Source organism: Embleya sp. NPDC025285 (genome assembly GCF_055558835.1).
Genome location: NZ_JBVHLU010000015.1, coordinates 1 through 26,540, shown reverse-complemented (window position 1 = coordinate 26,540; position 26,540 = coordinate 1). Strand labels below are relative to the sequence as shown.

Below are 26,540 nucleotides of genomic sequence, written 5' to 3'. Positions count from 1 at the left end.
CGTGGCGTACGGCGAACGCGCCCCGCAGGCGCCGATCGTGAGCCTGACCGACCGCCGGGCGCTGGAGGCCTGGCGACCGGCCGACGACGAGGTGATCGCGCGGGCCCGCAAGCTCAAGGAAGAGGCGCTGCTCGACTTCGGCATGGAACTGTCGGTCATCGCCTCGTGGTTGTACACCAAGTGCCACCACCACATCCCGACCACCGCGATCGACACCGCGGCCGTGATGGCCTCCGGCGACGGCACCTGCCTACTCCTGTACAACCCCCAGTTCTTCTGCGATCTGGGCCTGGACGGCGTGAAGTTCGTGCTCTTCCACGAGGCCCGGCACCTGATCCAGCGACACCTGTTCGCCGAGTCCGAGCTGCGTGCCGACCCGGTGTTCACTCTCGCGGCCGAGGTGACCATCAACCACGTCGCGATGACCCGTCTGGGCCGCAGCACGCTGCCGATCCTGCGCCGGACCGACCCGGACACCGGCGCCTCGATCGAGGACCCCACCGGCGTCGACCCGCGCAAGGTCCACCGCTCGTACGTCGAGGACCTCACCGACCAGGGCCTGGAGGCGCTGTCCTACGACGACTTCGTGGACACCGACGCGACGGTCTACGCCGAGCTTAAGCGGATGAAGCACCCGCCGGTGCCGCCCCCGCTGTGTGTGCACGTGATCCTGGGCGAGGGCACCGGAAACGGCGACGGCATGGACGGCGAGACGGTCGGCCGGGTGGCCTCGGAGGTGCTGCGCAGCGTCCTGCTCGCCGCCCGTCGAGGCGAGCGGCTGGCCCGACAGGAGTTGCTCGACCTGCTCGCGCGCACCGACGGCGCCACCGACCGGGCCTCCAAGCTGTGGGGCGATTTGGGCGCGGGCTTCCTGCGCGGCGAGACCCAGCGCACCCGCCGGGTCGAGTGGTGGCAGCAGTGGCTGGTGGACGTACTGGCGTCCAAGCTGCGTGAGGGCGAGCGCCTGGTCTATCCGAAGAAGCGCGGCGCCCTGCTCGCCGCCCTCGGCCACGACCCGATGCTCGCCCGGCGCGGCCTGGAGCGCACCAAGGTCGTGGTGATCGCCTACGACACCTCGGGTTCGATGCCCGACCAGGTGGTGAGCTGGCTGACCGAGCTGGTCGGCAAGGCCGAAGGCGTCGAGACGCACTGGCTCAGCTTCGACGGCACGGTGATGCCGTTCAAGCCGGGCGAGCGGGTGCTGGGCGGCGGCGGCACCAACTTCCAGAACGTGGCCGACTACGTCGAGGGCCGACTGGCGATCGAGGGATCGGGCCGCTTCGAGGAATCGGTCGACGCGGTGGTGATGCTCACCGACGGTTACGCGCCGCCGATCACCCCCGCCGACCCGGACAAATGGATCTGGTTGATCACCGAGGGCGGGGACGACTGGCCGGAGCGGCACCACCCGCCCATGGACTGTCATCGCGTCGTCACCGGCGACCACTGATCCGGGGTCCGTCGATGCCGACGCGCCTCGCCGAAGAGCCCTCCGCAGCACGCCGTGCGCAGCACCCGGAAGGAACCATGACGATCACCGCCGACACCACGCGCGCCGGACGCCCCGCGGCCGAGCCCAAGTGGAAGGCCACCGCCACCTACCCCGAACGCCCCAAGGGCTGGAAGGGCGTGTCCAAGCTGGAGGAGTTCATCGACGCGATGATCGACCTCGGCCAGACCGGCCAGATCTTCGGCGAGCACGGAATCGGCAAGACGGCGACGTTCTTCAGCCACATCCCCGACCGGCACGACGACACGGTCCTGGTCTTCGTACCCGCCGCCAACCTGACCCCCGACGATCTGCTGATCAACGCGCCCGTCCGGGACGAGCGCACCGGGGAACTGGTGCTGCGTCAGTTGATCATGCGTCAACTGCGGCCCGGTAAGCGGTTCGTGCTGCTGATCGACGACGCGTTGCAGGCGGGCGAGACGATCCAGTCGCAACTGATGCAAATAGCCTGCAACTGGACGCTCGGCGAACACGACCTGCGCGAACTGGGCTGCGTGGGCGTCTTCCTCACCGACAACGAGTCGCTGGCCGAGACCGCGACCCGGCGCACCGACCTGGCCATCCTGGACCGGATGGTCACGGTCAAGATCACCGCGACCGACACCGCGTGGCGGTTCAAACTCGCCGAGCGCTTCGCCGGCACCGACCTGACCCCGGTGTTCCAGGTCTGGACGAGCCTGTCCCCGGCACTGCGCCAACTGGTGTCCCCGCGCACCCTGGAGCACGTGATCGACTGCGCGCTGGCCGGCTTCCCGCTGGTGTGGGGGCTGCCGTTGGTCAACGGCGACCGGCTCGCGCTGACCGAGACCAAGAAGGACGGCTCGCCCGGCCCGGACCGCACCGACGAGGTGCTCGACCGGATCGCCGCGGGCCTGAACGTGCGCAACCCCGACCAGACACCGGACGCGGTGCGCCGGATCGTCCGCGAGGCGATCCACCGCCGCTGGTCGGTGCTGATCCAGGGCCCGCCCGGGTGCGGCAAGACCGAGGTGGTGCGCGACGTGGTGCGCGCCGAACTCGGCCACGACCCGCTCTACTTCTCCCTGCCGGTGACCAACGTCGAGGACCTGTGCGCGCCGGTGCCCACCCCGGACGGCTCGCTGGAGAACCTGCTCGCGGCCAAGTTCACCGATCCCGGCGCCAAGGTGATCGTCTGGGACGAGTACAACCGGCCCAAGGACAAGTCGACCTTCGCCAAGCTGATGGAGGTGACCCAGGAGTGGTCCATCGCGGGCCGCCCGATCCCCGGCCTGCGCGCCCAGATCGCGTTGCAGAACCCGCCGTACCACCTCGGCCGCAAGATGCTCGTCTCGCGCAACAACATCGCGCAGGCGACCCGGTTCACCGCGTCGCTGACCATCCGTCCCGAGGACATCCCGGCCAACGAGTGGTTGATCAGCACCTACGGTCCGGTCGCCGAGACGGTCCTGGAGTGGTGGAAGAACGACATCGACGACGAGGGCCGGGACTGGATCACCAAGCGCACCCTGGAGCGGTTGATCAAGCTGCACAAGCGCGATCTGCCGTTGGAGATGGCCAAGGTCTACCTCGGCGACGGCGAGTACGCGCCGGTGCCGCTGAACGCCCTGGAGGCCCGCTTCGCGGAGAACCCGGCCACCGGCCTGGGTGACATCTCGGCCAATCTGGCCGAGTGGGTGCGGCGGTTGGAGGCGGCCAACGAGGAGTCGGGCGAGGGCACCGACGACACCGACATCGTGCACCAGGTACTGGCCAACGCCGAGTTGAGCCAGCTCCGCGAACACCTGGACACCGTGGCGCAGTTGCTGGCCGGCCTGCCGCCCAAGCTGCGCTCGAGCTACCTGGTCGGCCAGTCCGTGGACAAGCAGCGGTTCTGGATCGAGGCGTTCGCGAAGATGCCGAGGAAGTAGACCCGGGAAAAGCGGTCTCGGAGATCCGGTCCCTGAAAAGCGGTCCCGAGAAGCGGGATCGGCCGAGCCCCGGCCCGCCCGTCAGCGCTTGCGGCGGGCGGTGCCGAACAGGCTGCGGGTGATTTCCCGGCCGATCTGCGTGCCCATCGAGCGCAGCACGGACTTCACCGCCGAGTTGCCCATCACCTGCTCGACCATCCCGGACTTGGGCTTCTCCCCGCGCCCGCGCCGGCCCTCCGGCTCGGACTCGGCCGCCCGTTCGGGCACCGCCGCCGACTCCGGTTCGGCCGGCGGCGCCTGAGCTGCCGTCAACTTCTCGTACGCCGACTCCCGATCGACCGCCGTACCGTACTTGGCGAACAGCGGCGATTTGTCGACGACCGCCCGCAGGGCCTCCGCCGGGATCGGGGCCATCAAGGACACCGGGGCCCGCAGCCGGGTCCAGGCCACCGGCGTCGGCGCGCCCTTCTCGCCGAGCACGGTGACCACGGCCTCGCCGGTGCCCGCCTGGGTCAGCACCGCGTCCAGGTCGTAGCCCGAGCGCGGGAACGTGGACACGGTGGCCTTGAGCGCCTTGGCGTCCTCGGGAGTGAACGCGCGCAGCGCGTGTTGTACCCGGTTGCCCAACTGGGACAACACGTCGCCGGGCACGTCCCGCGGCGTCTGGGTGACGAAGAAGATGCCCACCCCCTTGGACCGGATCAGCCGTACGGTCTGGGTGATCGCGGTCAGGAACGCCTTCGAGGCACCGGTGAACAGCAGGTGCGCCTCGTCGAAGAAGAACACCAGGCGCGGCCGATCCGGGTCGCCGACCTCCGGCAGATCGTGGAACAAGTCGGCGAGCAGCCACATCAGGAACGTGGAGAACAACTGCGGCTTGTCCTGCACCGCGGCGAGTTCGAGCACCGAGACCAGACCGCGCCCGTCGGGGGTGGTGCGCAGCAGATCGGCCGTGTCGAAGTCCGGTTCGCCGAAGAACGCCCCGCCGCCGTTGTTGTCCAACGTGATCAGCGCGCGCAGGATCACCCCGGCGGTGGCGGCGGACAGCCCACCGATCGCCTTGAGCTCGGCCTTGCCCTGATCGTCCGTCAGGTACTGGATCACCGCGCGCAGGTCCTTGAGGTCGACCAGTTCCAGCCCCCGCTGATCGGCGAAGTGGAAGATCAGGCCGAGCGAGGACTCCTGCGTCTCGTTCAGGTCCAGCACCTTGGCCAGCAGGGTCGGCCCGAAGTCGGTGATGGTGGCCCGGATCGGCACTCCCGGTCCGATCCCGCCGAGCGCGTAGAACTCGGCCGGGCATCCGGCGGGTTGCCAGTCCTGGCCGACCTCGGCCGCGCGCGCGGCGGTCCGGTCGCTCGGCTCGCCCGGCGCGGAGATGCCGGAGAGGTCGCCCTTGATGTCGGCGAGGAAGACCGGCACGCCCTGTGCGGACAGTTGCTCCGCGATCAGTTGCAGCGTCTTGGTCTTGCCGGTGCCGGTCGCGCCCGCGACCAGGCCGTGCCGATTGAGCACCGCGAGCGGGACGCGCACCGGAGCCTGCGCGTGCGCGACGCCCTCGACGACGGCCGCGCCCAGTTCCAGCGCGGGTCCGGTGAAGGTGTACCCCGCCGCGATGGTCGCGATCGTGTCGTCCTGCTCGCTCATCCGCTCCTCCGCTCGCCGAGATGCGGAAGGCGAATACACCGATAGGACAAGAAATATCCCGATTGCCCCTGCCGATCGGCCATCCGAGCCGGCCCGATCCGCACCCTCCCTCCCTCTCATCGGCGCCGGGTGGGGGTTCGGGGACCTCGATCCCGGTAGGCTGAGCCTGTGATCTTCAAGCGGATCGGTGACGGCAAACCGTACCCGGACCACGGGAGGTCGGGTGCCCGGCAATGGGCCGACATCGCCCCGCGGCCCGTGCGTCTGGACCAACTCATCACGACGAAGCGGCAACTCGACCTCGACACGCTGCTCGCCGAGGACTCGACCTTCTACGGCGATCTCTTCGCGCACGTCGTGAAATGGGAGGGCGACCTGTACCTGGAGGACGGACTCCATCGCGCGGTCCGTGCCGCCCTACAACAGCGCCAGGTGCTGCACGCGCGCGTGCTCGAACTCGGCTGAGCGCGCAACCTCGGCGGCCCGATCAGGTGGTCGTCGCGCGTACGGCCCTGCCCCGATACGCAAGGCGCCAGGTCGGCGCTAACCTCGACTCCATGGCGACCGGGATCACGGCCATGCCGTGCAGGAGGAGGACGGGGGCACATCGATGAGCATGCTCACTCCCCGCGGCATGGGAGGCCAGTACAAGATCACTGGCAAGCTGTATCCGCGCATGACGCGGCGCAGGCGACGCATGCCCGTCGTCATCGCGATCGTGGTCGGGCTGGTCGTACTGGCCACGGCCGGCTGGGGCGTGTACCACTTCACGTCCGACGACAAGGACACCAAGGCTGCCGCCTGCCCGTCCCCGACGGCTTCGGCCCCGCCGACCGCCCCGCCCGAGGCGCTGCCCGAGCCCAAGACGATCACGGTGAACGTCTACAACGCGACCAAGCGCACGGGCCTGGCCAAAACCGTCTCCGACGCGCTCAAGGTACGCGGCTTCACCATCGGCAAGGTGACCAACGATCCGCTGAACCAGCCGATCGCCGCGACCGCCGAGATCCGCCACGGCTTCCCCGGCGCCACCCCGGCGAAGGTGGTCGCGGCCCAGGTGGCGGCGAGCACCGACAAGGAGGACCAGCGCACCGACGGCTCGGTCGACCTGGTGATCGGTGACGGGTGGACCGACCTGGCCACCCCGGAGCAGGCCGCCGCGATCCTGGCCCCGCCGCCCCCACCGCCCGCGAGCGCCCCGCCGGGCTGCTGACCACCCGACGACACCCGAAGGCCCCGTCCGAGGGCCTCACCCGCTGCCGCCCCGCACCCGACGAGGGCGGCAGCGGCGCGCCGGGGCCGGCGTCGGTCAGCCGTTGCCGGGCTTGCCGAACTCTTCGATCAGCACGGGATACTGCTCCCCGCCGTGTCCGGCGGCGATCGAGCGGTCTGCCATCGCCTTGAACAACTTCGGCAGCTCGGCGTTGACGCCCAGCGCCTCGCTCTCCTCGATCAGGTGGGTCATCGCCCGCGCGTCGGTCTCCAGGGCCGACACCTCGGCCGGGAAGGAGCCGCGGTCGATCTGCTCGGCGTACCCGGGCAACCATTCGGCCACCCCGGCGGCTATCTGCCGCGCGAACGGCGCGTACGTCGCGGCGTCGACACCGGCCGTCCTGAGCATCGCGGTGCCCTGGAGCCAGGCGTTCAGGACACTCCACATCATGGCCAGGCCGGCCACGTCGTACAGGGACGCCAACCCGTGGTCCGCGCCCAGGTGGGTGACCGTGCCGAGCGCCCCGAGCGTCGTCTCGTGCGCCTCGAAGTCCGCCTGCGGCCCGCTGTGCAAGATCATCGCCTCGGCGGTCCCGATCCCCGACGGGATGGCCATGATGGCGCCGTCCAGGTATCGGGCGCCACGCGACTCGGCCCACCGGGCGGCCTCCCGGGCCTGGGCCGAGTCGCCCGAGGTGAGGTTGATCAACATCGTGCCGCGCAACGCGGCCTCGTTCGCGCCGAGCAGTTCGTACATGGCCTGGTAGTCGGTGACGCAGACGATCGTCAGGGGGCTCGCCCCGAGCGCGTCGCCGACGGTCGGCGCCAGGCGGGCACCCTCGGCGACCAACGTCTCGGCCTTGGCGGTCGTACGGTTCCACACGGTGGTGGGATGGCCGGCCTTCAGGAACGCGCCGGCGAGTGCCCGGCCCATCAGGCCGAGTCCGATGACGGTCACGGGGGCAGCGGTTTCGTTGTTCATGGCAGCATCGTCAACGTTGATACCGGTGTGAAGGTCAAGTGAGGTGTTCATGCGGATCGGAGAACTGAGTCGCCGCACAGGCGTCCACGCCCATCAGTTGCGCTACTACGAGGCCCAGGGCCTGCTGGAAGCGGACCGCCGCGCGAACGGCTACCGCGAGTACGACGAGAACGCCCTGCTGCGGGTGAAGCAGATCCGCCACCTGCTCGGCGCCGGTCTGTCCTCCGAGGACATCGCGTACCTGCTGCCCTGCGCGGTCGGCGAGGCCCCGGAGCTGCCCGGGTGTATGGAACTGCTGACCGCGATGCGGTCCCGGCTGCGGCGCCTGGAGGATCAGATGGACCGACTCGCCCAGTCCCGCGACGCGCTCGCCGCCTACATCGACGCGGCCGAGCGAACGGGCGACGAGAACTACCCACCCTTCGACGGCACCGACCTGGAGTCCGTCCCCGCCTGACCGCAGGCCCACGAGGACGAACCGAGCCCAAACCCGGGACCACGAACGACGAAGGACCCGACCGCGTGCGGTCGGGTCCTTCGTATGTCCTGCTCAAGAGCGGTAGCGGTGGGATTTGAACCCACGGATAGCTTGCACCATCACACGCTTTCGAGGTCTGAACTCAAGATCGCTCGTCGTTCGGCGTTCCGTTCATGGCTGTTCGCCACCATCCCGTCGCTGGCCGCACCCGCTCGTCCACCAACGTTCCGCACAACCACGAACGCGCCCGGACGACCATGAATGAGACGGAAACTGAGACGGCACCGAGCGTGGCGCCAAACCCGCAAGCCCACGCAGCTCCTGACCAGCCGAGGAGCAGTGGGACAGCCCTCCCACGCAGTCCCATTCGTCCAATGGGTCAATAAGGGACGGGTATCTGCGGGGCACGGGACACTCCAGCATGCTCAACTCGTCTATGACCGCAGTCCCCGATCAACGCTGCCGCTGTGAGCCAGCAGCTATAGCACGTTCGTCCGGCCAACTGACGGAGCATGTCGTAGAGTTGCTTTTAGGAGGCCGAAGGGGTAGTGGTGAAGAAGAATACACAAGGCGGACGAGCCAATGAGGCTGGAAGCTTGCATCGTAGCGGTTTTGCCGCTCTGCTTGCCGCGCATGGACTCTGTGGAAAGTCTCTCAGTTTTGCAGGCTACATCCCATCAGGGCCCTCGCCCGCAATCCTTAGATTCGAAACGTCTGATGCCGTTGACGACATAGCTTGCACACTAACTGATGGCAGCACCGTATTTTTCCAAGCCAAAAGAACATGCGGCAAAGACAAGCATTTCAAGGCAACCGTCGACCAATGGGTTGAGCAGCTACCGAATCTAGGTCACCTTGATAAAGTCGGCCTTGTTGTCCGCATACCAAAAGGGCCAATAAAAGACCTGAAAGATGCCCTGGAGAACCGAGTCGCCCGATATCCTTCGACACCTACAACGAGAATGGACAATGCACTAAAAGCCCTCCGCGAGAATCTGCCACTTCATTTTTCACCCAGTCAAGAGGAAAACCTCATAAAGGCCGCCATTTTTGTTGAATGCAAAGCCGAAGGGCCGGGAGATAGTCATTTTGACTTGGCAGCCGGGTTGCTGGATGGTGTCGTTGTTGCTCTCGGGGAGGGCAGTATTGCCGTCGAGACTCTGCAGAGAAAATTCCAGGCAGCGAGCGTCTCCGGAATTGGGAGCGATCTAAAGGATTGGGTATCCTGGCTCAAACAGGCCAAACTGCAAGTAATTAGTGATTTCGAGAGCGGACCAGGACCGCGGTTGGTTGCCGAGCAAATCGCGCTCGATGCCTACAGAGTCAAGATGGCAGGCCGTTTGGACATCGCGAGTTATCCTGTCCTGGCAGATGATCTGCCCGAAGTGGAGATAGACGGTCTTGCGGAATCCTTCCGTGTGCATCCCAGCGGCACCAAAGAACTGCGTGATCAAAAATCACTGCTCGCCATTGTGCGTCGGCAGCCCCGAGTCCTCCTGTCTGGCCTGCCCGGCACCGGCAAATCGACGGCTCTTGGCCAGATCGCGGCGAAGTGGGCAAGCCTGGCCGATGCGCCAATTCCCCTGGTTGTACCTCTAAAACGTATTGCCGAAGAAGTAGAAGAACCGTCAGACGTAACACGAGAACTGATCATCAAACAGGTGACTGCAAACTGTGATCCCGCCCATCGGGCTCCTCTTTCTTCCGCCCTTCAGGGCGCAATGGATGAAGGAAACGCAGCAATTCTTCTGGATGGCCTCGACGAATGCTACGAGCGGAAAGGGATCGTTTCACTAGGACTTGCTGCACTAATCACGTCATTGCCTCCCGGAAACCAGATCATCCTAACGAGCCGCGACAGCGCAATGCCGGCAGCAAAGAAGCTAGCACTCGCGGAAGTAAGGCTATGCGAACCTTCTAATCTTGAAGCCTCAATGAGATCGCTGCTTATGGCAGTTGTGCAAGTCCGGGTACCAATATCGGAACAACATGCCTGGCTTCTACAAAAGAAATCTTGGATTCGAGAATCGAAGAGAAAGAACGGAGATGTCTGGGCGGTTCCCCTCCTGGCGACGATGCTGACGCTACTGGCAGCGAGGAGGCAGGACCCGTCACTTCCATCAAGTCGCGCGGGGCTGCTTCATGCGGTTGTGCAGGATAGCGTCAAAATGTGGGAAGAAAGCAGAGCTTCGGGATATCAAAACGATGACCTACAGTCGGACCACCTCTTGGATGGTTACGCGATAATTGGTCATTTGCTCGCTGGGGCCCAAAGTGTCACAGCTGCAATGACCGAACAGGTTATGGCTAATCATTTTCGGCACGCTTGGGGTTTCGCTTCACGAGCAGCAATCACCCACGCCAAGAAAGTACGAGAATTCTGGGATACACGAGTTGGCATGTTCGTTGAAACAACAGCAGATGGTGCAATCGAGCCCCGAAGTCGGCAGTTCGTAGAGATCGCAGAAGCTATCTGGCTTTCATGGCAGGATGAAGAAACAGTTCGAGAATGGCTGAGAAATGCAATAAAGGATCCCGATAAAAAAGAAACCGTGAATTTGGCATGCGGCATCTCCGCACCAACATCAATGAATCTTCTAAGTGTCGTCCAAAACGAGTCGGACCCTATAATGCGCGGCAGGGGCCTTATTTGGCTTCTCGAATCCGAGGTCGCGGAATCGAAACTTCCCGATGAATCCACCGCATGGCTCGTAAGGGCTGCCTATGGAGATTTTTTGGATTCTTCAAATGGTGGGCCAAAAGCTGTATGCACCTATTCCAATGAGCGCCAGATGAAGGCTGATGGGCCAGGATGGCTGCCAGTCGTGCTGGCAGCCCAGCTTCCGCTAACCAACAGCGCCAAGGAGCTGCGGAGGGAGCTCTTGGCTGATCTACCGTTGGATGAACTCCGGCGCTCGATTCTTGAGGCTCTCATTGTTCTCTCTGCCGTCGAGGACACTCGATCCTCGCTTGAAGAAGACGAAATTCGCACAGTGCGTCTCCTGCTAGACCGTGAGGTCGAAGCACGAAGGTACGAAGGAAAGCAACTACAGCGAGGGTATTTCTCTTACGACAGCGACGAGCCTCCACTCCTGAGTGGCCATACCGAGGCAGCACTCAGGGCTGCACCATATCTCAAGGATTTGGGAGATTCGGTCGTCCCACACTTGAAGGAAGTTGCTAATCAATCATCTGTGGCATCGTACGACCGATTGGCTATAGCCCTTCGCGCTCAGAATGTACCAATGGAGAGTGCAGTCAGTTCGACAATCAAAGCAATGCTTGCCGAGTACTCTTCGACTTTCGACTCCTGGGCGCAAATTTTCGCTGCTACCGTTGCCATAGAGGTCGAACATGCGGGAGCCTCTCCTATGCACCGGTATGACCGTTGGCATCTACCAGACTTGGCAGACTTTTTCGAAGTCATTGGGTTGGCGAAAGTCGGCGTCGGCGCCTACCGGGACGCTTTTCGCTACGACCAGAAATCGATGCCATCATGGCTCTCAGCAGTTGCAGAAATCTACGAAATGAATGTGCCCGCCATCTCGCGTCAGGCTAGATATGTTGTAGAGACTGGCGGCGAGAAGCCCCTTGACGATTTTGGCTTCCTACTCGAAAGTTCGGGCACCTCCTTTCACCCTGCTCGGAACGTCTCAGAAGCCACATTGGAAGTCCTCGTCGATTCCATGACATTCACGTCGACGTGGCCAGGTAGCGTTGCGAAAAGGATACTAATGCACATGCGGGACAACCGAGCGGAGCAACTCCTTATACGAGTCATGCCGACTCTTAACCCACGCCGTCGCAGCGCCGCTGTACCGGCTCTTTGCATTAGTTCAGCAGATCCTCAACAGAAATGCTACGAGCTGTTTCATGACGCGGACGTAGCAATAAGGCTAGGGGCGGCTCGCACCGCGACGCTTTTCAAGGAAGAGCACGAACTGATTAATCAGATAAAGAACGACGCACTGATCGATGACGACATGACGGTGCGCACAGAAGTAAGCGACAGTCGAGACATTGCCCTTGAAGCGCTTTATTGGTCCTGTCCCGAGTGTCTGGGGCACAATACGGTGTCAACTCTCGACTGTGGTCACTGTTTGGAAGGCGCTCGTCCTCTCACTCCGCCGTAACCGACGCACCAGGATTCGCGAGTCAGAGCCATCCTCCAAAGCAACGATGGCAGCCGGGATCTGCTTTGCTGAACGCTAGTCCAAGACGTTTGCTCGCCGCTTTTGCATAGTCGTCACATGCAGCATGATGGGCAGATCTCTCAGCGCCTCACTCGGGAATGAGATGTTCGCCGTCATGCGATCGGACCATAGGAGGGACAACTGGCCGCAGTGCGTCCGTGATCCGAACCCCGAAGGCTTCAGTCACAAGGCCCTGAATCTGGTTTGGGTAAACCCAGCGAAACTCAGCTACCTCCTCGTTGGTGGTCAACGTCCCGCCCACGGGCCGGCAACGAAAGACCAACGCAACGACGCCGAGTAGCATGTTCTTGTAGATCCCAGTCAGAGCTATCGGCTCAACCTCAAGGCCGGTTTCCTCGCGCACTTCTCGGCAGAGACCTGTATGAATCGTCTCGGACAGTTCAAGCACACCGCCGGGCGCTTGCCACTGGCCGTTGTCTCGGCGCTTCGTAAGCAGGCAGCGGCCAGCATCGTCGACGATGACGCCGGCCACGCTCACTGAGTGCCGCGCAGGAGCCGCCACAGTCCTACGCTCCGAAGTGAGTGCAGTACGCGATGGTCGCGTCATCGTGAGGCTTGCCCCTGAACTTGCCAGCGGGGGTCTGCTGCTCGGCTTTCCGAACGGCTGCGACGACGGCGGAAGGTCCGGCCGTCTCCAGTTCGTCAAGGAGCTGGCTCCACTCCCATTCGTACCGCTCGACCAGCCGCGACATGCCGTCCGTCATGACCGCAACGCGGTGTACGTCTGCTGTCGGGACGGAACCGGTGACCGCGTACTTCGCCGCTTCGGGTTTCGTGCTCGCGACCCAGAAGCCGCCCGGCTGGTTCCGAACCTCTTGGAGGATTTCGCGGGTGTACCCCGGGAGATGCGCGGTCGCGTCATCGTTGATCGGGTGGATGCCGCCGGACGTCGTCTCGATCACGATCGGGGAGTCACAGAGCACGAGATAGTCGACCAGGCCGCCGCCGTTGCGGAGCAGGGCGACGGTGGTTGACGGGCTGTTCGGGTTGGACAGGTCGCACGTATCGGCGTGAAGGTCGCAGACGGCGGCAATGCCGTCGGCCAGGATCTCGCTGAGCGGCGCGCCGTCGTCCGTGATGAGCCGGGCCGACAGTTGCGCAGCCAGTCGGCTCACCACCCACGGGACGTCATGGACGCACCCGGTGTCCAGGCCATTCGCGGTTGCGCCGTCCAGCACGATGACGAATCGTTCACTGGCCACGACGTAGTCATCGTTGATGCCGCCCGGAGACGGTTCACTGATGTGACTGACCTGCAAGGTTCTTCCTGTCTACTCGGGTGCGGCGAATTCGTAGCAGAACACGTGGCTGTCTCCGGACACCACAGACTCAAGCACTTCGAGCGGTCCGTTCGCCCCGAAGGCAATGCGCCGCAGCTCGGCGACAGGCGTTCCGGGAGTGAGCCGCAGTCCCCGCACCTCAGCCGGGTTCGGCATCCGGATTCGGATCTCCTCCCGGAAGCGCTCAAGAGTGAGCCCCTTCTCTTCCAGCCGGGCGTAACTACCACCCGGCCCCGTGTCGGGGGTACGGATCGCCGTGTCTTCGACGGTGTCGAGACGGTAGTAGCTGTCCGCAAGCTGCGTCGGCGTGTCGCCTACCCAGTTGCGGCGCCGGCGCACGAAGACGGTCGCCCCGGTGTCCACGCCAAGCCACTCGGCGACCCACTCAGGCGCGGGAACGTCGGCAAGCTCAAGAACCTCCTGTCCCCACTTCAAGCCCTGCCGCTCTATCTCGGCCTCGAAGGCCGACTTCCCCTCGGCGCGAGTCTGTCGAGAGAACCGGTGGGATCCGAGACGGATCGTCGGCGGCTGACGCTTCACGTAGACGCCCTTGCCCTTCTCGGCGACCACAAGGCCCTCTTCCTTGAGGAGCCGCACGGCTTGACGAGCCGTGGCCGGCGCCGTTCCGAAGCGCCCTACCAGCATCTTTTCCGAGGGAAGCGCGTCACCCGGCGCCAAGCGCCCGCTGGTGATCTCTTCCCTGAGTTCGTCGGCGATCTGTCGTGACGGCGAGCGCGGATCGGTCGGATCAATGGCCATGCGAGCAATCTTAGGCGACTTCACTAGTGAGGTATTGCGGTCGTACGTTCTGTGGCGCTACTGTCACATCACCGCCTCACTAGTGAGGTGGTGAACCAGGGATCTATGCACGTCAGACCTTGCGACCTGCCAGGGAAGGCGGCTTCGGCCGCGCGCCTGTGAGCGCCGGGACAGCTCGAACTTTGAGAACTCAACAGGGTGATGGACGAGATCAAACGAGTGCTTTTAGTCCTCGGCGCGCGCCATCACGGGTGCGTCGGGGGCCATGGCCACTCGTCTCTCAAGACGAGGCACACCGATGTGTGCCGGGGCGCCCGACGACTTGCCGGAAGGCGGGCGCCCCGTGGGTCGCAACTCCGATGCAGGGAGTACGACCGTGAGAACCATTGTGAACGGCCGTTTGGCCGTGACGAGCTTCGAGTTCACCGAGTTGGCGCTTGGCGTCGACGCGGAGCTGTTCACCGGGGTCGACGGGGAATCCGCCGAAGAGCGGGCCGCCCGGGTCGACGCCGCGCACGACATCCTGATCGCGCTGTGGCGCGAGGACCCCGAGTTGGCCGCCTACGCCGCGCAGTTGCTCGGCGAGGCGCCCCGGGTTCTGGCCATGCCGCGCCGCTTCGTGGCTCGGCGGTGGGCCGCGTGAGCGCCGATCCGGGCACGTTCGCCGCCGTCGGCTTCTCGCTCTACGCCGCGCACATGGTGGGTGACCACTGGGTGCAGACGGATCGGGAAGCGCTGGGCAAGGGTGCAGCCGGTTGGCCGGGCCGCTTCTGGGCCGCGCGGCACGTCGTGTCGTTGACGCTGGTCAAGGTGGTGTTTCTCGCCACCGTGTGGGTGGTGTTCGCGTTGCCGCTGAACCCGTTCGCGGTGGTCGTCGGCCTGGTGGTCGACGCGTTGTCGCACTGGTGGGCGGACCGCCGACACACCCTCGCCGGGTTGGCCCGGCGGGTCGGCAAGGGCACGTGGTGGGAGCGCGATCCGCAGGCGCCGTATCTGCTCGATCAGTCCTGGCACATCGGGTGGTTGTTCGTCGCCGCCCTGATCGTCACGGGGGTGACGTCGTGACCGACACCGTCTACTCGATGCGCGCCGGCCGTCAGCTCGACAGGGCCAAGGTCGCCGAAGCGCAGGCCGCCGCGCAGGCCAAGCAGGCCGCATCGGCGCTCGCCCAGGCCGAAGCCGCCGCGCGGATCGCCGCCGTTCAGCGCGAGGCCGAGCGCACCGCACGGGAAGGTGCCGACCAGGACAAGGCGGCTGCCCGCGCTGCCCGGAACCTTCGGTGGCGCAAGCGCCTGGACGCGGTTCTCGTTCGCCGTGACTTCGTGATGGTCACGTCGATGATGGCCGCTTCGGTGGGCACGGCGTGGCCCGCTCAGATGTCGTTCTATCTCGCGCTCGGCATGAACCCCGCGCTCGCGGTACTGGTCACGTCGATGTCCGAGGGTGCCGCGTGGGCTGGTGCTGCGATGGCGTCCAAGGCGATCGAGTCGGGTCGGCCCGCCGGGTTGTACCGGGCGATCACGTGGGGTTCGGCACTCGCCGCCGCAGCGCTGAACGTCGCGCACACCATCCACCGCAGTGTCCCGCTCGCCATCGTGCTGGGGATCGCGTCGATGCTCGGCGTGGTGTTGTGGGAGTCCTACGCACACAGTCAGGCCGAGCACGCCGGAGGCAAGAGCGGCGCGCAACTGCGCGCCGAGCTGTACCGCTCGGCGCGGTTCCGCCGGGTGAGTCGACGCATGCGCGACCTGCTCGCCGCAGTGCCGGGCCTGACGGAGGACGCAGCGTGGATCGTGGCGTGGCGCGGCGTACACGGCGCCGACCCCGGGGTCACCCGCCGGACCCTCAAGCGTCACCACAAGGCCGCCCGACGGGTTCGTGAACTCCTGGCAGAAGCACCGGACCTGCCGACCGAACCGGTCGCATTGTCGGTCATGCAGACGCCGACCGCCACGCTCGCCGACGTCGCCCCGGGCGGTTCGGTGCTCGACTCCGATGAAGCCGTCCGGGACGCGCTCATCCTCGCGTTCGACTCCGCGCGGCCGGTCGCCGAACTGCTCGGCAAGGTCCGCTCGACTGCCCCGACTCACGCGGAGCAGTCGACCCCTGATCAGCACATTTCATCGCAAAACGGCAAGGCCGAGTCGGGTGTGACTCGGTCGACCGGTGCGCGTGCGCGCAGGTCGACCGGCAAGGTCCCGACGGCGGCGAAGGCGACGGGACGGGTCCGGTCGTCCGATGAACTTCTTGTTGAGGCAAGGAGGTTGACCGCCGGGTGGCCAGTCGACCGACTGACCGGTGAGGCGGTCCGCAAGGCGGTGCGCACGTCGTCGGCGAACGGTCGGACGTTGCGGGATGCGCTGCTCGCCGAGCGCACGGCCGCCGGGCTTCACCTGGTGGTCGACTCCGGCGCTGCGGCCGAGAGCTGATGGCCCGGTTCCGGGCGCGGTTCTGGGACCCGACCGGTGCCCGCTACGGCATTCCGACGTATCCGTGGCAGTGCGCGCCCGAAGGGCTCATGACCCGGCGTCAGCTTCGGGCCGAGAGGCTGCGGCCCGGTGGCCAGGACCCAGCCGCGCAACTCATGTGGCAGTCGCGGGCACGCGGGTTGCGGGTCGCGTACCTGTACCGGGTCGACCGGGCCCGCCCGGTCCGGCCGATGACCGTGGGTCGTCACCGCGCGCTTGCCGCCGCGATGCGTGCCCGCCGTACCTGCCCCACCTGCCGCATTGACCGCGGCTACGTGATTTCCGTCCGTCTCGGCGTGTGTGTGCCGTGTGCGGATGTCGACCAGTACAGCGCTGCCTGATCAGGCGGGCACCGGCGATTGCTTGGCGGCTCGGCCGGTGCCCGCTCTCCACTCTTAAGAGGAGAGGTTCAGCATGACGCACGACACCTTCGACAGTCCCGACTTCGAGGACCACGAGCGCGACCGCGACGACGACACCCCGCCCGGCGGCGAGGTGATCCCCTTCCCGCGTGAGACGACGGCGGACCCGGACGCCGAAACCCGTACCGACGAGACCGAGGAAACCGACGCCGAGCAGGACGACGACACCGAGCTTCGGGTACCGGTCGACCCGCCAGGCCGATCGCAGCCCACGTGGAGCGAATCGGTCCGGGGCGAGCAGCGCCGGGACGTCCTCCCCGAGTGGTTGCGCTCCCGTGAGGCTCTGCGCGAGCAGACCGCGTGGGTGCTCGACCACTACAAGCACGTGTTCGCGTTCCACGCCGTCCGCACGCCGGTGTACGCCGGGACGCTCGCGCTGCGTTCGCCGCTCGGCGCGGCCCGGCTGGTGGGTGGTGCGCTGCGGTGGGTGTCCGACGCCGACGGGCGCCCGGTCCGCGCGGAAGCGGTCCGCAAGGCGGACGCGGCCGAGTACCTGAAGCTCGCCAAGCACCGCGACGGCAAGGTCCGGCTGCGCGGCACCATCCTTACCGCGGCTGTCCTGTCCGCCGGTCTGCTCCTGACCGCGCTGCTGTTGGTGGGTCCGACCTGGGCCCTGGTGCTCACCCTGCTCGGCGTCGTCGCCGGGCTGGGGTGGGCGGGCGCGCCGGATGACCGGCCGGTGATCGGCCCGGCGGTGGTCAAACCGCAGGCCGAGAAGCTGTCCAGCGCGATGGTCCTGCGGGCGCTCGGCGCGCTGGGGATCGCCGAGATCAACAAGGCCGTGGCGAAGGGTTGGGGTCCGCGCGCGTTCGTCGCCCCGATCACCCGCGACGGGCCCGGATGGCGCGCGGACATCGACCTGCCGTACGGCGTGACCGCCGTCGACATCATCGAGCGCCGCGACCGGCTCGCGTCCGGCCTGCGCCGCCCGATGGGCTGCGTATGGCCGGAACCGGCGTACGACCAGCACGCCGGACGGCTGGTCCTGTGGGTCGGCGACCAGGACATGTCGCAGGCTCCACCCGCCGTATGGCCACTCGCCGCGTCGGGTGCGGTGTCGCTGTTCAAGTCGATCCCCTACGCCACCGATCAACGCGGACGGGTGATCCTGCTCAACCTGATGTACGCGAACATGCTGATCGGCGCCATGCCCGGCATGGGCAAGACGTTCGCCCTGCGCATCGCGCTGCTCGCCGCCGCGCTGGACGTATCGGCCGAGTTGCACGTGTGGGAACTCAAGGGCACCGGCGACCTGTCGCCGTTCAAGCAGGTCGCCCACGCCTACGGATCCGGCGCCGACGACCCGACCATCGCCGGGTCGATGGACTCGATCCGCTACGTCCACACCGAACTCGAACGCCGCGCCAAGGTCATCTCCGGTCTGCCGCGCGACGTGTGCCCCGAGAACAAGGTCACCCCGGAACTCGCCGCCAGGAAGCGGCTGCGCTTGCACCCGCTCGTGCTCGCGGTGGACGAGTGCCAAGAGCTGTTCACACACGAGAAGTTCGGCAAGGAGGCCGACACCAAGCTCACCGCGATCATCAAGCGCGGCCGAGCACTGGGCATCATCCTCCTCCTCGCCACCCAACGCCCCGACAAGGACTCGCTGCCCACCGCAATCAGCGCCAACGTGGGCATCCGGTTCTGCCTCAAGGTCATGGGCCAGACCGAGAACGACATGATCCTCGGCACGTCGTCCTACAAGAACGGGCTGCGCGCGACGACGTTCACGCTCAAGGACAAGGGCATCGGCTACCTCGTGGGCGCCGGCCCCGAAGCACAGACCGGCCGCACGTTCGGCGTCGACAACCCCGGCGCCGAGATCGTGTGCACCCGCGCCCGCGCCGCGCGCGTCGCCGCCGGGACACTCACCGGGCAGGCCGCCGGAGCGAGCACCGACACCGACCGCACACCGGTTCACGACCTGCTCGCCGACATCCTCGCAGTGGTCGAACCGAGTGAGGCGAAGGTGTGGAACGAGATCGTGGTCGACCGCCTCGCCGAGCTGCGGCCGGACGTCTACGGGCCGTGGGCGACGCTCGACAGTCAGGCCAAGCCCGCGCAACTGACCACCGCACTCAAGCCGTTCGGCATCACCGTCGGTCAGGTCTGGGGCACCCCGGCCGACGGCGGCAAGGGCGCGAACCGGCGCGGCATCACCCGCGACGACATCACCGCAGCCGTCACCAAGCGTGACGTAAACCGCGCGGCCGACTGATCGCGAAACGGTGCTAGGTCTAGCAGGCCCCCCTGCTAGACCTAGCACCCCTGCTAGCACCCAATCCCCGCACTGACCAGAGCACTAGCCCCTAGCACCGCCATGCCCGGAACCAGCGAAAACCCCTCTGGGAGGCACCTCGTGACCCTCACGACGCTCGTCGCGGCAGCCGTCGCCGCCTACGCTCTCGGTTACAGCCTGTTGTGCCTCGTCTCGCCGTTCGGCCCCTGCCGACGCTGCGAGGGCACCGGCAACCACATCTCGTGGTGGGACAAGCACCGCGCCCGCACCGCACCGGCCGCCAAGCCGAAGCGGCGGATCCGCAAGCCCTGCCGCCGCTGCAAGGGAACCGGCGCCCGGCTGCGGATCGGCCGCCGCATCCACAACCACGCCCGGCGCCTTCACGCCGACGGCACCCGCTGAACCGCGCTCCGACCACCAGTCAGGAGACCAGCCATGACCACCCTCGCCGCCGGTGGATCCACCGTCACCATCGGCCTGCCCCTGATCCTCCTGCTCGCCGCCTTCGGCCTGCTCGCCAACAACAAGGCCCCGAAGCTCGCCGGGTTCTGCCTGTTCGTCGCCGGAGTCAACCTCTCCGGGACCGCGTTCGCCGCCTCGCTCAGCAACTCCACCGGGACGTTCGTCGCGGGCGCCGTCGACGCGTTCGCCTCCGCCATCGGCTGAACGGAGACCACACCGCATGCGCATCCGCCGCTGGTTCGTCTACCGCGAGCACCGCGCCGTTCACATCGAACGTGGGGCGAACCCCAACTGCCCCGACTGCTTCGGCGAAGGCGGCTGGTGGGAAGGCAGCGCTACCCACCCCGAAGACCCCGACGTCGTCGCGTGCCCGTGCAACGACGGCCCGCGTTACCGCATCCCCTACGGCCGACGGCCGAGCCGGATGTACAGCGCCGAACCGCCGTTCTAAAACCGCCCCGGGGCGACCGCCCGAACCGCCAAGAACAGCCGGTCGCCCCGGGCCTCCTGCACCACATCAGCAGACAGGAGACACCCAGCATGACAGGACCCATCCGAGACGTGCCCATCCCGCGCGAACCGCTGAACACCGAACCGCGCGGCATCGAGCGCCAGACCGGCGCCGAGAATCGCGCGCTGCTGTACCGCGCGCTCGCCGACGCCGGCGTGCAGCTCGGCATGTACGACCACCGCATCATCGAGTGGCTCGGCACCTGGGACAGCCCCACCGTGTTGACCGTCGCCTCGCTCCTCACCCGTGCCGCAACGCACGAGCCGCGCGGGGAGATCTCGTGAACACCGCGACCGGCCCGCGCATCGGGTCGTTGTGCACGGGATACGGCGGCCTGGACGACGCCGTGCGAACCGTGCTCGGCGGAGAACGGATGTGGCACGCGGACAACGACCCCGGGGCGAGCGCGATCCTGGCCCACCACTGGCCCACAGTCCCCAACCTCGGGGACATCACCGCGCTCGACTTCCGCACGGTCCCGGCGGTGGACGTGCTCACCGCGGGGTGGCCGTGCCAGCCCTCCAGCATGGCCGGCAAGCGCGCCGGGACGGCCGACGAGAGGTGGATCTTCGATGCGATCCTCAACGCTGCTCGCGACCTGGACCCACAACCCCGGCTGCTCGTGCTCGAAAACGTCCCCGGGCTGCTCACTGTCGACGGCGGCGACGCTATGGCCCGAGTCGTTCACGGACTGGCCCGACTCGGGTACGTGGGACGCTACCGGGTTCTATCTGCCGCCGACGTCGGCGCCGCCCACCTGCGACGCCGCGTCTTCATCACCGCTTGGCCTGCTTCCCACCCCGGCGGCCCGGGACTGGCGCGGCGGGGGACAACGCGGGCAACTCCCGACCGCCATCCTGGGGTTGCCGCCCGTCTGACGCTGCTGCCTACACCGCGCGTGTCCGACGCCAACGGGGCCGGGGCGCACGGCACCGGTGGTGTGGACCTGCGTACGGCGGTGTCGTTGCTGCCGATGCAGCGCGCCACCGACGGCGGCAACGGCGGCACGAACCAGCGGGGCAGCCGTCCCGGCGACGTCGCGCCTCCGGCCGCCGTACAGCCCGACCGATGGGGCAAGTACGCCAGCGCCGTGGCCCGCTGGGAACGCGTCACCGGCCTCCGCGCGCCCGCGCACACCGCACCCAACCGCGACGGACAACCCCGGCTGAACCCGGTGTTCGTCGAATGGCTCATGGGCGTGGCCACCGGACGCGTCACGGACGTGCCCGGCCTGTCCCGCACCCGCCAACTGCACGCGCTCGGCAACGGCGTCTTCCCCGCCCAGGCCGCCACCGCGCTCCGCCTCCTGCTCGCCCACCGGGCCGAGCGCCACCAGGCCGCCTGAACACCCCACCCAAGCAGCGCACCACCGTGACCGGCCGCCCCGCCGGCGGCCGGTCACACCCCGAAGGACACCGGAGGGACACATGACCCGACCGAACCCGATCCTGAAGGCCGCCGCGCTCGCGCACGCCGAGCGTGGGTGGCACGTCTTCCCTCTCGCCCCGGGTGGCAAGAAGCCGGTCGTGGCGAAGTGGCAGGACCGCGCGACCACCGACCCGGAGCGCATCGCCCGGTGCTGGGACCACGGGCCGTACAACATCGGCATCGCGTGCGGACCGTCCGGCCTGCTCGTGGTCGACCTGGACAAGCCCAAGACCGACACGGACACCCCGCCCACCGAATGGGCCGAGCAGGGCGCCACCGACGGATTCGACGTGTTCTACCTGCTCGCCACCGGCGCCCAGCAGCCCTACCCGGGCGACACGTACACCGTCGCCACGCCCACCGGCGGGCAACACCTTTACTTCCGGGCACCCGACGGAACCGAGCTGCGCAACACCGCGGGCAAGCTCGGGTGGAAGATCGACACCCGCGCGCACGGTGGTTACGTCGTTGCTGCCGCGAGCATGATCGACGGCACTTCGTACGCGGCGACCGTCGCCACCGGCCCCGACCCGCTGCCGTCGTGGCTCACGGTCGCGCTCACCACCTCGCGCGTAGCCGAACAGCCCGTGCACACCGTCGCGTTCGCCCAACGCTGGGCAGCGCTGGGCAACGCGCGCGGCTACTGCGACGCGGCATTGCGTGGCGAACTGAGCAAGGTTCTCCACGCCCGCGAGGGAACCCGCAACCGGACCCTGTACGGCGCCGCGTTCGCGCTTGCCCGCTTCGTCGCGTCCGGCGACCTACCGACCACCTTCACCGCACAAGCCCTCATCGCTGCGGGTACCGCACGCGGCCTGCCCGTCGCCGAGTGCGAGCAGGCCATTCGCAGCGGATTCGCCCGCGGCGCCACCACCGGCACGACCGCGTGACCGGCCCGGGTCGACCACTCACGGTTGACGACATCCTCAACCAGCTTGACTCCGCCCCGGTTGCGGTGTGGGACGACCCGATCCCCGTCGGGCAGTCCCGGACCCTGCCGCCGTTCCCGGTGGACGCGTTGCCCGCGTGGGTCGCCGACATGGTCGCCGCCGTTGCCGAAGAGACACAGACTCCGACCGACCTGCCCGGATGCCTCGCACTCGCCGCCCTGTCGACGGCGGCCGGCGGACGCGCAGTCGTCGCCGCCCGGGGCGCGTGGCGGGAACCGGTCAACGTGTACGTCGCCGTCGCGCTGCCACCGGCGAACCGCAAGAGCGCTGTGTTCTCCGCCATGACCGGACCGCTTCTGAAAACCGAGAAGCTGATGGCTGAGAACGCCGTAGCCGCCATCGTGGAAGCGGAGACCACCGCTCGACTCGCCAAAGCTTCCGCCGAGAAAGCCGCCATGAAGGCTGCGGGCGCCGACGCCGAGAAACGCGACGCACTCACCGCCGACGCCATCACGCTCGCCCAGGCCGCCGAGGCGGTCGCGGTGCCCCCACGACCGCAACTCATCGCCGACGACGCCACACCCGAGGCGGTCGCGTCCCTGCTCGCCGAGCAGGGCGGACGTCTCGCACTCCTCTCGGCGGAAGGCGGCATCTTCGACATCATCGCCGGTCGCTACAGCGGCACGCCCAACATGGAGGTCTTCCTCAAGGGTCACGCCGGAGACCTGCTCAAGGTCAACCGGCAGGGACGGCGCGAGTACATCGAGAACCCCGCGCTCACCATGGGACTCGCCGTACAGCCCACCGTCCTCGAAGACATCGCCCGCGTGAAGGGATTCGACGGCCGCGGCCTGCTCGCCCGCTTCCTGTACTCCCTGCCCGTCTCCCTGGTGGGCCACCGGCGGATCCTCACCGAACCGGTCCCCGAGCAGGTCGCCGCAACCTACGCACAGCAGCTCGGCGCCCTCACCATGACGCTCGCCGACTGGACCGACCCCGCCGTCCTGCCGCTCACCCCCGAAGCCGACGCGGTACTCGTCCAACGGCAGGAACGCACCGAACGGCGCCTCGCCGACGGCGGCACGCTCGCCCACGTCCGCAACTGGGGCGGCAAGGTCGACGGCGCCACCGTCCGCATCGCCGGATTCCTCCACCTCGCCGAACACCCCACCGACGGATGGTCACGAGCCATCGACGCAGCCACCCTCACCGCGGCCGGACGCATCGGCGACTACTTCACCGACCACGCACTCGCCGTCTTCGACCTCATGGGCGCCGACCCCGCCCAAGACCGCGCCCGCACCATCCTCGAACACCTCCGCGCCGCGCCCGTGCCGTCGGTGTCCAAGCGGGACCTGTTCACCGCGCTGTCACGCGCCGAGTTCGCCACCATGGCCGATCTCGACCCCGTTCTCGACCTGCTCGAAGAGCATGGGTGGCTACGGCAGGAACCCGCACCCGAACGGCGCGGGCGCGGCCGGCCGCCGTCGCCCCGGTACGAGACACACCCGCACCTGACCGTTCCGCCCGTCTGAACCCGTACGCAGAAACCGCAGAACCCGCAGTAATACCCGCGCACCCGCTCTGACCAGCACCGATGCCCGACCGGCCGCCGCTCCGCAGAAAGCCCGCCAATTCCGCAGTAATCAGCGAGCAGGCAGCAGCGGCCGGTCCGGCACCCGAGCACGGCTAATTCTGCGGAATTACCTCCGATTACTGCGGGGCGCACCGAACACCGCATCACCGCAGGTCAGAGCACCCAACCGGCATTACTGCGGTTTGTGCGATTACTGCGGCGCCTCCGTCATCCCAACGCATCCGCGAGGAGTCGACGTGACCGAGCCCAACGCCTTCCCCGTACCCGACCCGACCGTCCTGCTCCTCACGGTCGAGGAAGGCGCCCGCCGTCTCCGCATCGGCCGCACCACCATGTACGCCCTCATCGCATCCGGCGCCATCGAGACCGTGCCCGTCGGCCGTCTCCGCCGCATCCCCGTCGAGGCCGTAGCCGAGTACGTCCACCGGCTCCGGCAGGCCCACCGTTCCGAGACCGCAGCTTGAGGAGAACCCGCGTGGCAGAACAGCCCAAGAACCGCACTCGCCGCCCCAACGGCGCGTCAACCGTCTACCTGGGCAAAGACGGTAAATGGCACGGTCGCGTGACCGTCGGCGTGAAGGACGACGGTAGGCCCGACCGGCGCCACGTCGAACGCAAGACTGAAGGTCAAGTGATCCAAGCCGTCCGGGAATTGGAGAAGCAGCGCGACGACGGCGCCGTCCCCAAGACAGGCAAGGCGTGGACGGTCAAGGCGTGGCTCACCCACTGGCTCGACAACATCGTTGCGCCGCCCGTGGTCCGGGAATCCAGCCACTCCGCTTACCGCTCCGCGGTGAACGTTCACCTCATCCCGGGGCTTGGCGCTCATCGTCTCCGCAAGCTGGAACCCGAGCATCTGGAACGGCTCTACGCCAAGATGCAGAAGAACGGGAGTTCCGCCGCGACCGCGCACCAGGCGCATCGAACGATCCGGGCCGCGCTGAACGAAGCGCTCCGACGTCGCCACGTCGTGCGGAACGTGGCGACCCTCGCCAAGGCGCCGCGCCTCACTGACGACGAAGTCGAGCCCTACTCTGTCCTCGAGGTGCAGCGGCTGTTGGTGGAGGCGGGCAAGAGCCGAAACAGCGCACGATGGGCACTCGCGCTCGCGCTCGGCCTGCGCCAGGGCGAATCGCTCGGCATCAAGTGGCGTGACGTGGACCTGCCCGGACGTACCATTCGCGTGCGCCGAAACCGGCTGCGACCCAAGTACACACATGGCTGCGGAGACGTCTGTGGAAGACAGTACGCCGGGTACTGTCCGCGTCGAATCCGAAAGAACGAAGACACCGACGACACGAAATCCCGCGCGGGACGGCGCGTGATCGGCCTGCCGGACCGCCTAGTGGAACTACTCGAACTGCACCGCGCCCAGCAACAGGCCGAACGGCTCGCCGCAGGAGCGGCGTGGCAGGAAGGTGACTGGGTGTTCGCAACCGAGACCGGTGCGCCGATCAACCCGCGCACCGACTACACCCACTGGAAAGCGCTTCTGTCGGCTGCCGGAGTTCGGGATGGCCGGCTACACGACGCCCGGCACACCGCGTCCACCGTGCTCCTCATCCTGGAGGTGCCCGAACGCACGGTGATGTCCATCATGGGTTGGTCCTCAACCGCTATGGCCGCGCGGTACCAACACGTCACTAACGGCATCCGGCAAGACGTTGCCCAACGTGTAGACGGGCTGCTTTGGGAACCGCTTCCGGGGCGACCCACCCACAATGGGACGGCGGTCGACCGCAACGGATAGCCGGACAGGGGCACTCGATCCATTGAAGGTCGAGCACCCCTGTCTGAACCCACACCGCAGTGCGGCGCCTCAGAGCAGGATTGCTACCAACGCAACGATTCCCGCTACTGCCAGACCAGCAATGATCTGGACAGTCAGTTCCCGGAGGAGACGCCGACTAGACTGGCGCCGTCGACCTGAGCGGCCCTTGGTTTCGAACTCTTCGTCCTCTGAGGTGCTACTTTCGGGCAAGACGAGCCTCCTACAAGAGGTTCCCGTCGAGAGCCGCCCGGTTATCTTTGGCGAGAGAGCGGGCGGCTCTCGAACATGACGAGCTGTGAAGAAGCCAGCTCCCTGCTCAGGATCGTACTGCGTTTCAGAGGCCAATGCAGCCAATAGGCAACGAAGTCAAGGGCTCACTCAAACCCTTACCACTACTTCTTAGGCCAGACATCGATTTATCCTTGATTTCCAAGATCAGCGCTCTGGCCTGCCACTCTTTACCGTTGAATCCCAAGGCCACGGCGGTTGTCAGCAAAAATCAGGTGGCCCATGGGCCAACAAAGCGGATAAATTGCACCTAGCCGATGGCATGCAAGACGTCTTTAGAGGCGGATGGTCTAAATCTTCTTTCGAAACGAAGGCGCCCCGGCCGTGTGGCCCACCACCTCGGAGGGGAAGCGCCGCGCCCTTGGACCAAGTGAGACGGAAACTGAGACGGAACGACGGAAGCGGGGGGGGGGGGGGGGGGGGGGGGGGGGGGGGGGGGGGGTTGGGGGGGGGGGGGGGGGGGGGGGGGGGGGGGGGGGGGGGGGGGGGGGGGAAG

The 26,540-nt window shown here is 67.0% G+C and carries 25 protein-coding genes; 20 read left to right on the top strand and 5 right to left on the bottom strand.

All coding sequences use genetic code 11. The features are described from left to right. The first annotated feature begins 1 nt into the window (after nt 1). Complete coding sequence (locus ACZ4FV_RS12505; RefSeq protein WP_395867024.1) at nt 2-1,450, top strand: DUF2201 family putative metallopeptidase; 1,449 nt, start codon at nt 2-4, stop codon at nt 1,448-1,450. Between the two features lie 77 nt (nt 1,451-1,527). After that, on the top strand, nt 1,528-3,399 hold the full coding sequence (locus ACZ4FV_RS12500) for an AAA family ATPase (RefSeq protein ID WP_395866560.1): 1,872 nt from the start codon (nt 1,528-1,530) through the stop codon (nt 3,397-3,399). Nucleotides 3,400-3,480: 81 nt separating this feature from the next. On the opposite strand, the gene ACZ4FV_RS12495 is transcribed toward ACZ4FV_RS12500, so the two are convergent. Next, nucleotides 3,481-5,043, bottom strand: a complete 1,563-nt coding sequence (locus ACZ4FV_RS12495) for a helicase HerA-like domain-containing protein (protein ID WP_402234332.1) — start codon at nt 5,041-5,043, stop codon at nt 3,481-3,483. Between the two features lie 168 nt (nt 5,044-5,211). Between ACZ4FV_RS12495 and ACZ4FV_RS12490 the strand changes: the two genes are divergently transcribed. Both ACZ4FV_RS12490 and ACZ4FV_RS12485 read left to right on the top strand, forming a co-directional pair. After that, nucleotides 5,212-5,508 (top strand): type II toxin-antitoxin system VapB family antitoxin, encoded by a 297-nt coding sequence (locus tag ACZ4FV_RS12490; RefSeq protein WP_395866557.1) that lies wholly within the window; start codon nt 5,212-5,214, stop codon nt 5,506-5,508. Between the two features lie 145 nt (nt 5,509-5,653). Beyond that, nucleotides 5,654-6,256 carry a LytR C-terminal domain-containing protein gene (locus ACZ4FV_RS12485; RefSeq protein WP_395866556.1) on the top strand — a complete coding sequence of 201 codons (603 nt, stop codon included), beginning with the start codon at nt 5,654-5,656 and terminating at the stop codon, nt 6,254-6,256. Between the two features lie 96 nt (nt 6,257-6,352). Here the strand turns inward: ACZ4FV_RS12485 and ACZ4FV_RS12480 are convergent, their stop codons facing one another. Beyond that, on the bottom strand, nt 6,353-7,237 hold the full coding sequence (locus ACZ4FV_RS12480; protein ID WP_465322605.1) for an NAD(P)-dependent oxidoreductase: 885 nt from the start codon (nt 7,235-7,237) through the stop codon (nt 6,353-6,355). A gap of 49 nt (nt 7,238-7,286) precedes the next feature. Here ACZ4FV_RS12480 and ACZ4FV_RS12475 point away from each other — a divergent pair, with 49 nt between their 5' ends. Both ACZ4FV_RS12475 and ACZ4FV_RS12470 read left to right on the top strand, forming a co-directional pair. Continuing rightward, nucleotides 7,287-7,694: a MerR family transcriptional regulator gene (locus ACZ4FV_RS12475; protein WP_395866553.1), complete on the top strand. Its 408-nt coding sequence runs from the start codon at nt 7,287-7,289 to the stop codon at nt 7,692-7,694. Nucleotides 7,695-8,266: 572 nt separating this feature from the next. Further along, nucleotides 8,267-11,848 (top strand): NACHT domain-containing protein, encoded by a 3,582-nt coding sequence (locus tag ACZ4FV_RS12470; RefSeq protein WP_465322604.1) that lies wholly within the window; start codon nt 8,267-8,269, stop codon nt 11,846-11,848. A gap of 148 nt (nt 11,849-11,996) precedes the next feature. Here the strand turns inward: ACZ4FV_RS12470 and ACZ4FV_RS12465 are convergent, their stop codons facing one another. Genes ACZ4FV_RS12465 through ACZ4FV_RS12455 form a run of 3 tightly spaced genes read right to left on the bottom strand, consistent with a single transcriptional unit; the run spans nt 11,997 to nt 13,968 of the window. After that, nucleotides 11,997-12,431, bottom strand: coding sequence for an NUDIX hydrolase (locus ACZ4FV_RS12465; RefSeq protein ID WP_465322603.1), 435 nt, complete (start codon nt 12,429-12,431; stop codon nt 11,997-11,999). 4 nt (nt 12,432-12,435) lie between these two features. Further along, nucleotides 12,436-13,188 carry a protein phosphatase 2C domain-containing protein gene (locus ACZ4FV_RS12460; protein ID WP_465322602.1) on the bottom strand — a complete coding sequence of 251 codons (753 nt, stop codon included), beginning with the start codon at nt 13,186-13,188 and terminating at the stop codon, nt 12,436-12,438. Between the two features lie 12 nt (nt 13,189-13,200). After that, nucleotides 13,201-13,968, bottom strand: coding sequence for a GntR family transcriptional regulator (locus ACZ4FV_RS12455; RefSeq protein ID WP_465322601.1), 768 nt, complete (start codon nt 13,966-13,968; stop codon nt 13,201-13,203). A 376-nt stretch (nt 13,969-14,344) separates the two neighbouring features. Here ACZ4FV_RS12455 and ACZ4FV_RS12450 point away from each other — a divergent pair, with 376 nt between their 5' ends. From ACZ4FV_RS12450 to ACZ4FV_RS12385, 14 genes are all read left to right on the top strand, one after another. Beyond that, nucleotides 14,345-14,611 carry a hypothetical protein gene (locus tag ACZ4FV_RS12450; protein ID WP_465322600.1) on the top strand — a complete coding sequence of 89 codons (267 nt, stop codon included), beginning with the start codon at nt 14,345-14,347 and terminating at the stop codon, nt 14,609-14,611. Continuing rightward, nucleotides 14,608-15,033, top strand: coding sequence for a DUF3307 domain-containing protein (locus ACZ4FV_RS12445; protein WP_465322599.1), 426 nt, complete (start codon nt 14,608-14,610; stop codon nt 15,031-15,033). The genes ACZ4FV_RS12450 and ACZ4FV_RS12445 overlap by 4 nt, the downstream gene beginning before the upstream one ends. Then, nucleotides 15,030-16,397 (top strand): hypothetical protein, encoded by a 1,368-nt coding sequence (locus ACZ4FV_RS12440; RefSeq protein WP_465322598.1) that lies wholly within the window; start codon nt 15,030-15,032, stop codon nt 16,395-16,397. Before ACZ4FV_RS12445 ends, ACZ4FV_RS12440 begins: the two co-directional genes overlap by 4 nt. Then, nucleotides 16,397-16,777: an RRQRL motif-containing zinc-binding protein gene (locus ACZ4FV_RS12435; RefSeq protein ID WP_465322597.1), complete on the top strand. Its 381-nt coding sequence runs from the start codon at nt 16,397-16,399 to the stop codon at nt 16,775-16,777. Before ACZ4FV_RS12440 ends, ACZ4FV_RS12435 begins: the two co-directional genes overlap by 1 nt. 73 nt (nt 16,778-16,850) lie before the next feature. Beyond that, on the top strand, nt 16,851-19,076 hold the full coding sequence (locus tag ACZ4FV_RS12430; RefSeq protein ID WP_465322596.1) for a cell division protein FtsK: 2,226 nt from the start codon (nt 16,851-16,853) through the stop codon (nt 19,074-19,076). A gap of 141 nt (nt 19,077-19,217) precedes the next feature. Beyond that, entirely contained in the window at nt 19,218-19,499 is a 282-nt protein-coding gene (locus tag ACZ4FV_RS12425) for a hypothetical protein (RefSeq protein ID WP_465322595.1), read from the top strand. A 33-nt stretch (nt 19,500-19,532) separates the two neighbouring features. Then, complete coding sequence (locus ACZ4FV_RS12420; protein ID WP_439675749.1) at nt 19,533-19,763, top strand: hypothetical protein; 231 nt, start codon at nt 19,533-19,535, stop codon at nt 19,761-19,763. 16 nt (nt 19,764-19,779) lie between these two features. Beyond that, complete coding sequence (locus ACZ4FV_RS12415) at nt 19,780-20,010, top strand: hypothetical protein (RefSeq protein ID WP_465322594.1); 231 nt, start codon at nt 19,780-19,782, stop codon at nt 20,008-20,010. A gap of 89 nt (nt 20,011-20,099) precedes the next feature. Further along, the gene (locus ACZ4FV_RS12410; protein WP_465322593.1) at nt 20,100-20,354 is read left to right on the top strand and encodes a hypothetical protein; all 255 of its coding nucleotides are present in this window, start codon (nt 20,100-20,102) and stop codon (nt 20,352-20,354) included. Then, the gene (locus ACZ4FV_RS12405) at nt 20,351-21,415 is read left to right on the top strand and encodes a DNA cytosine methyltransferase (protein WP_465322592.1); all 1,065 of its coding nucleotides are present in this window, start codon (nt 20,351-20,353) and stop codon (nt 21,413-21,415) included. Before ACZ4FV_RS12410 ends, ACZ4FV_RS12405 begins: the two co-directional genes overlap by 4 nt. 82 nt (nt 21,416-21,497) lie before the next feature. Next, nucleotides 21,498-22,388, top strand: a complete 891-nt coding sequence (locus ACZ4FV_RS12400) for a bifunctional DNA primase/polymerase (RefSeq protein WP_465322591.1) — start codon at nt 21,498-21,500, stop codon at nt 22,386-22,388. 65 nt (nt 22,389-22,453) lie between these two features. Next, nucleotides 22,454-23,923 (top strand): YfjI family protein, encoded by a 1,470-nt coding sequence (locus ACZ4FV_RS12395; protein ID WP_465322590.1) that lies wholly within the window; start codon nt 22,454-22,456, stop codon nt 23,921-23,923. Nucleotides 23,924-24,221: 298 nt separating this feature from the next. Continuing rightward, nucleotides 24,222-24,449 (top strand): helix-turn-helix domain-containing protein, encoded by a 228-nt coding sequence (locus ACZ4FV_RS12390; protein ID WP_465322589.1) that lies wholly within the window; start codon nt 24,222-24,224, stop codon nt 24,447-24,449. 11 nt (nt 24,450-24,460) lie between these two features. Further along, nucleotides 24,461-25,735 carry a tyrosine-type recombinase/integrase gene (locus ACZ4FV_RS12385; protein ID WP_465322588.1) on the top strand — a complete coding sequence of 425 codons (1,275 nt, stop codon included), beginning with the start codon at nt 24,461-24,463 and terminating at the stop codon, nt 25,733-25,735. Nucleotides 25,736-26,540 lie beyond the last annotated feature (805 nt).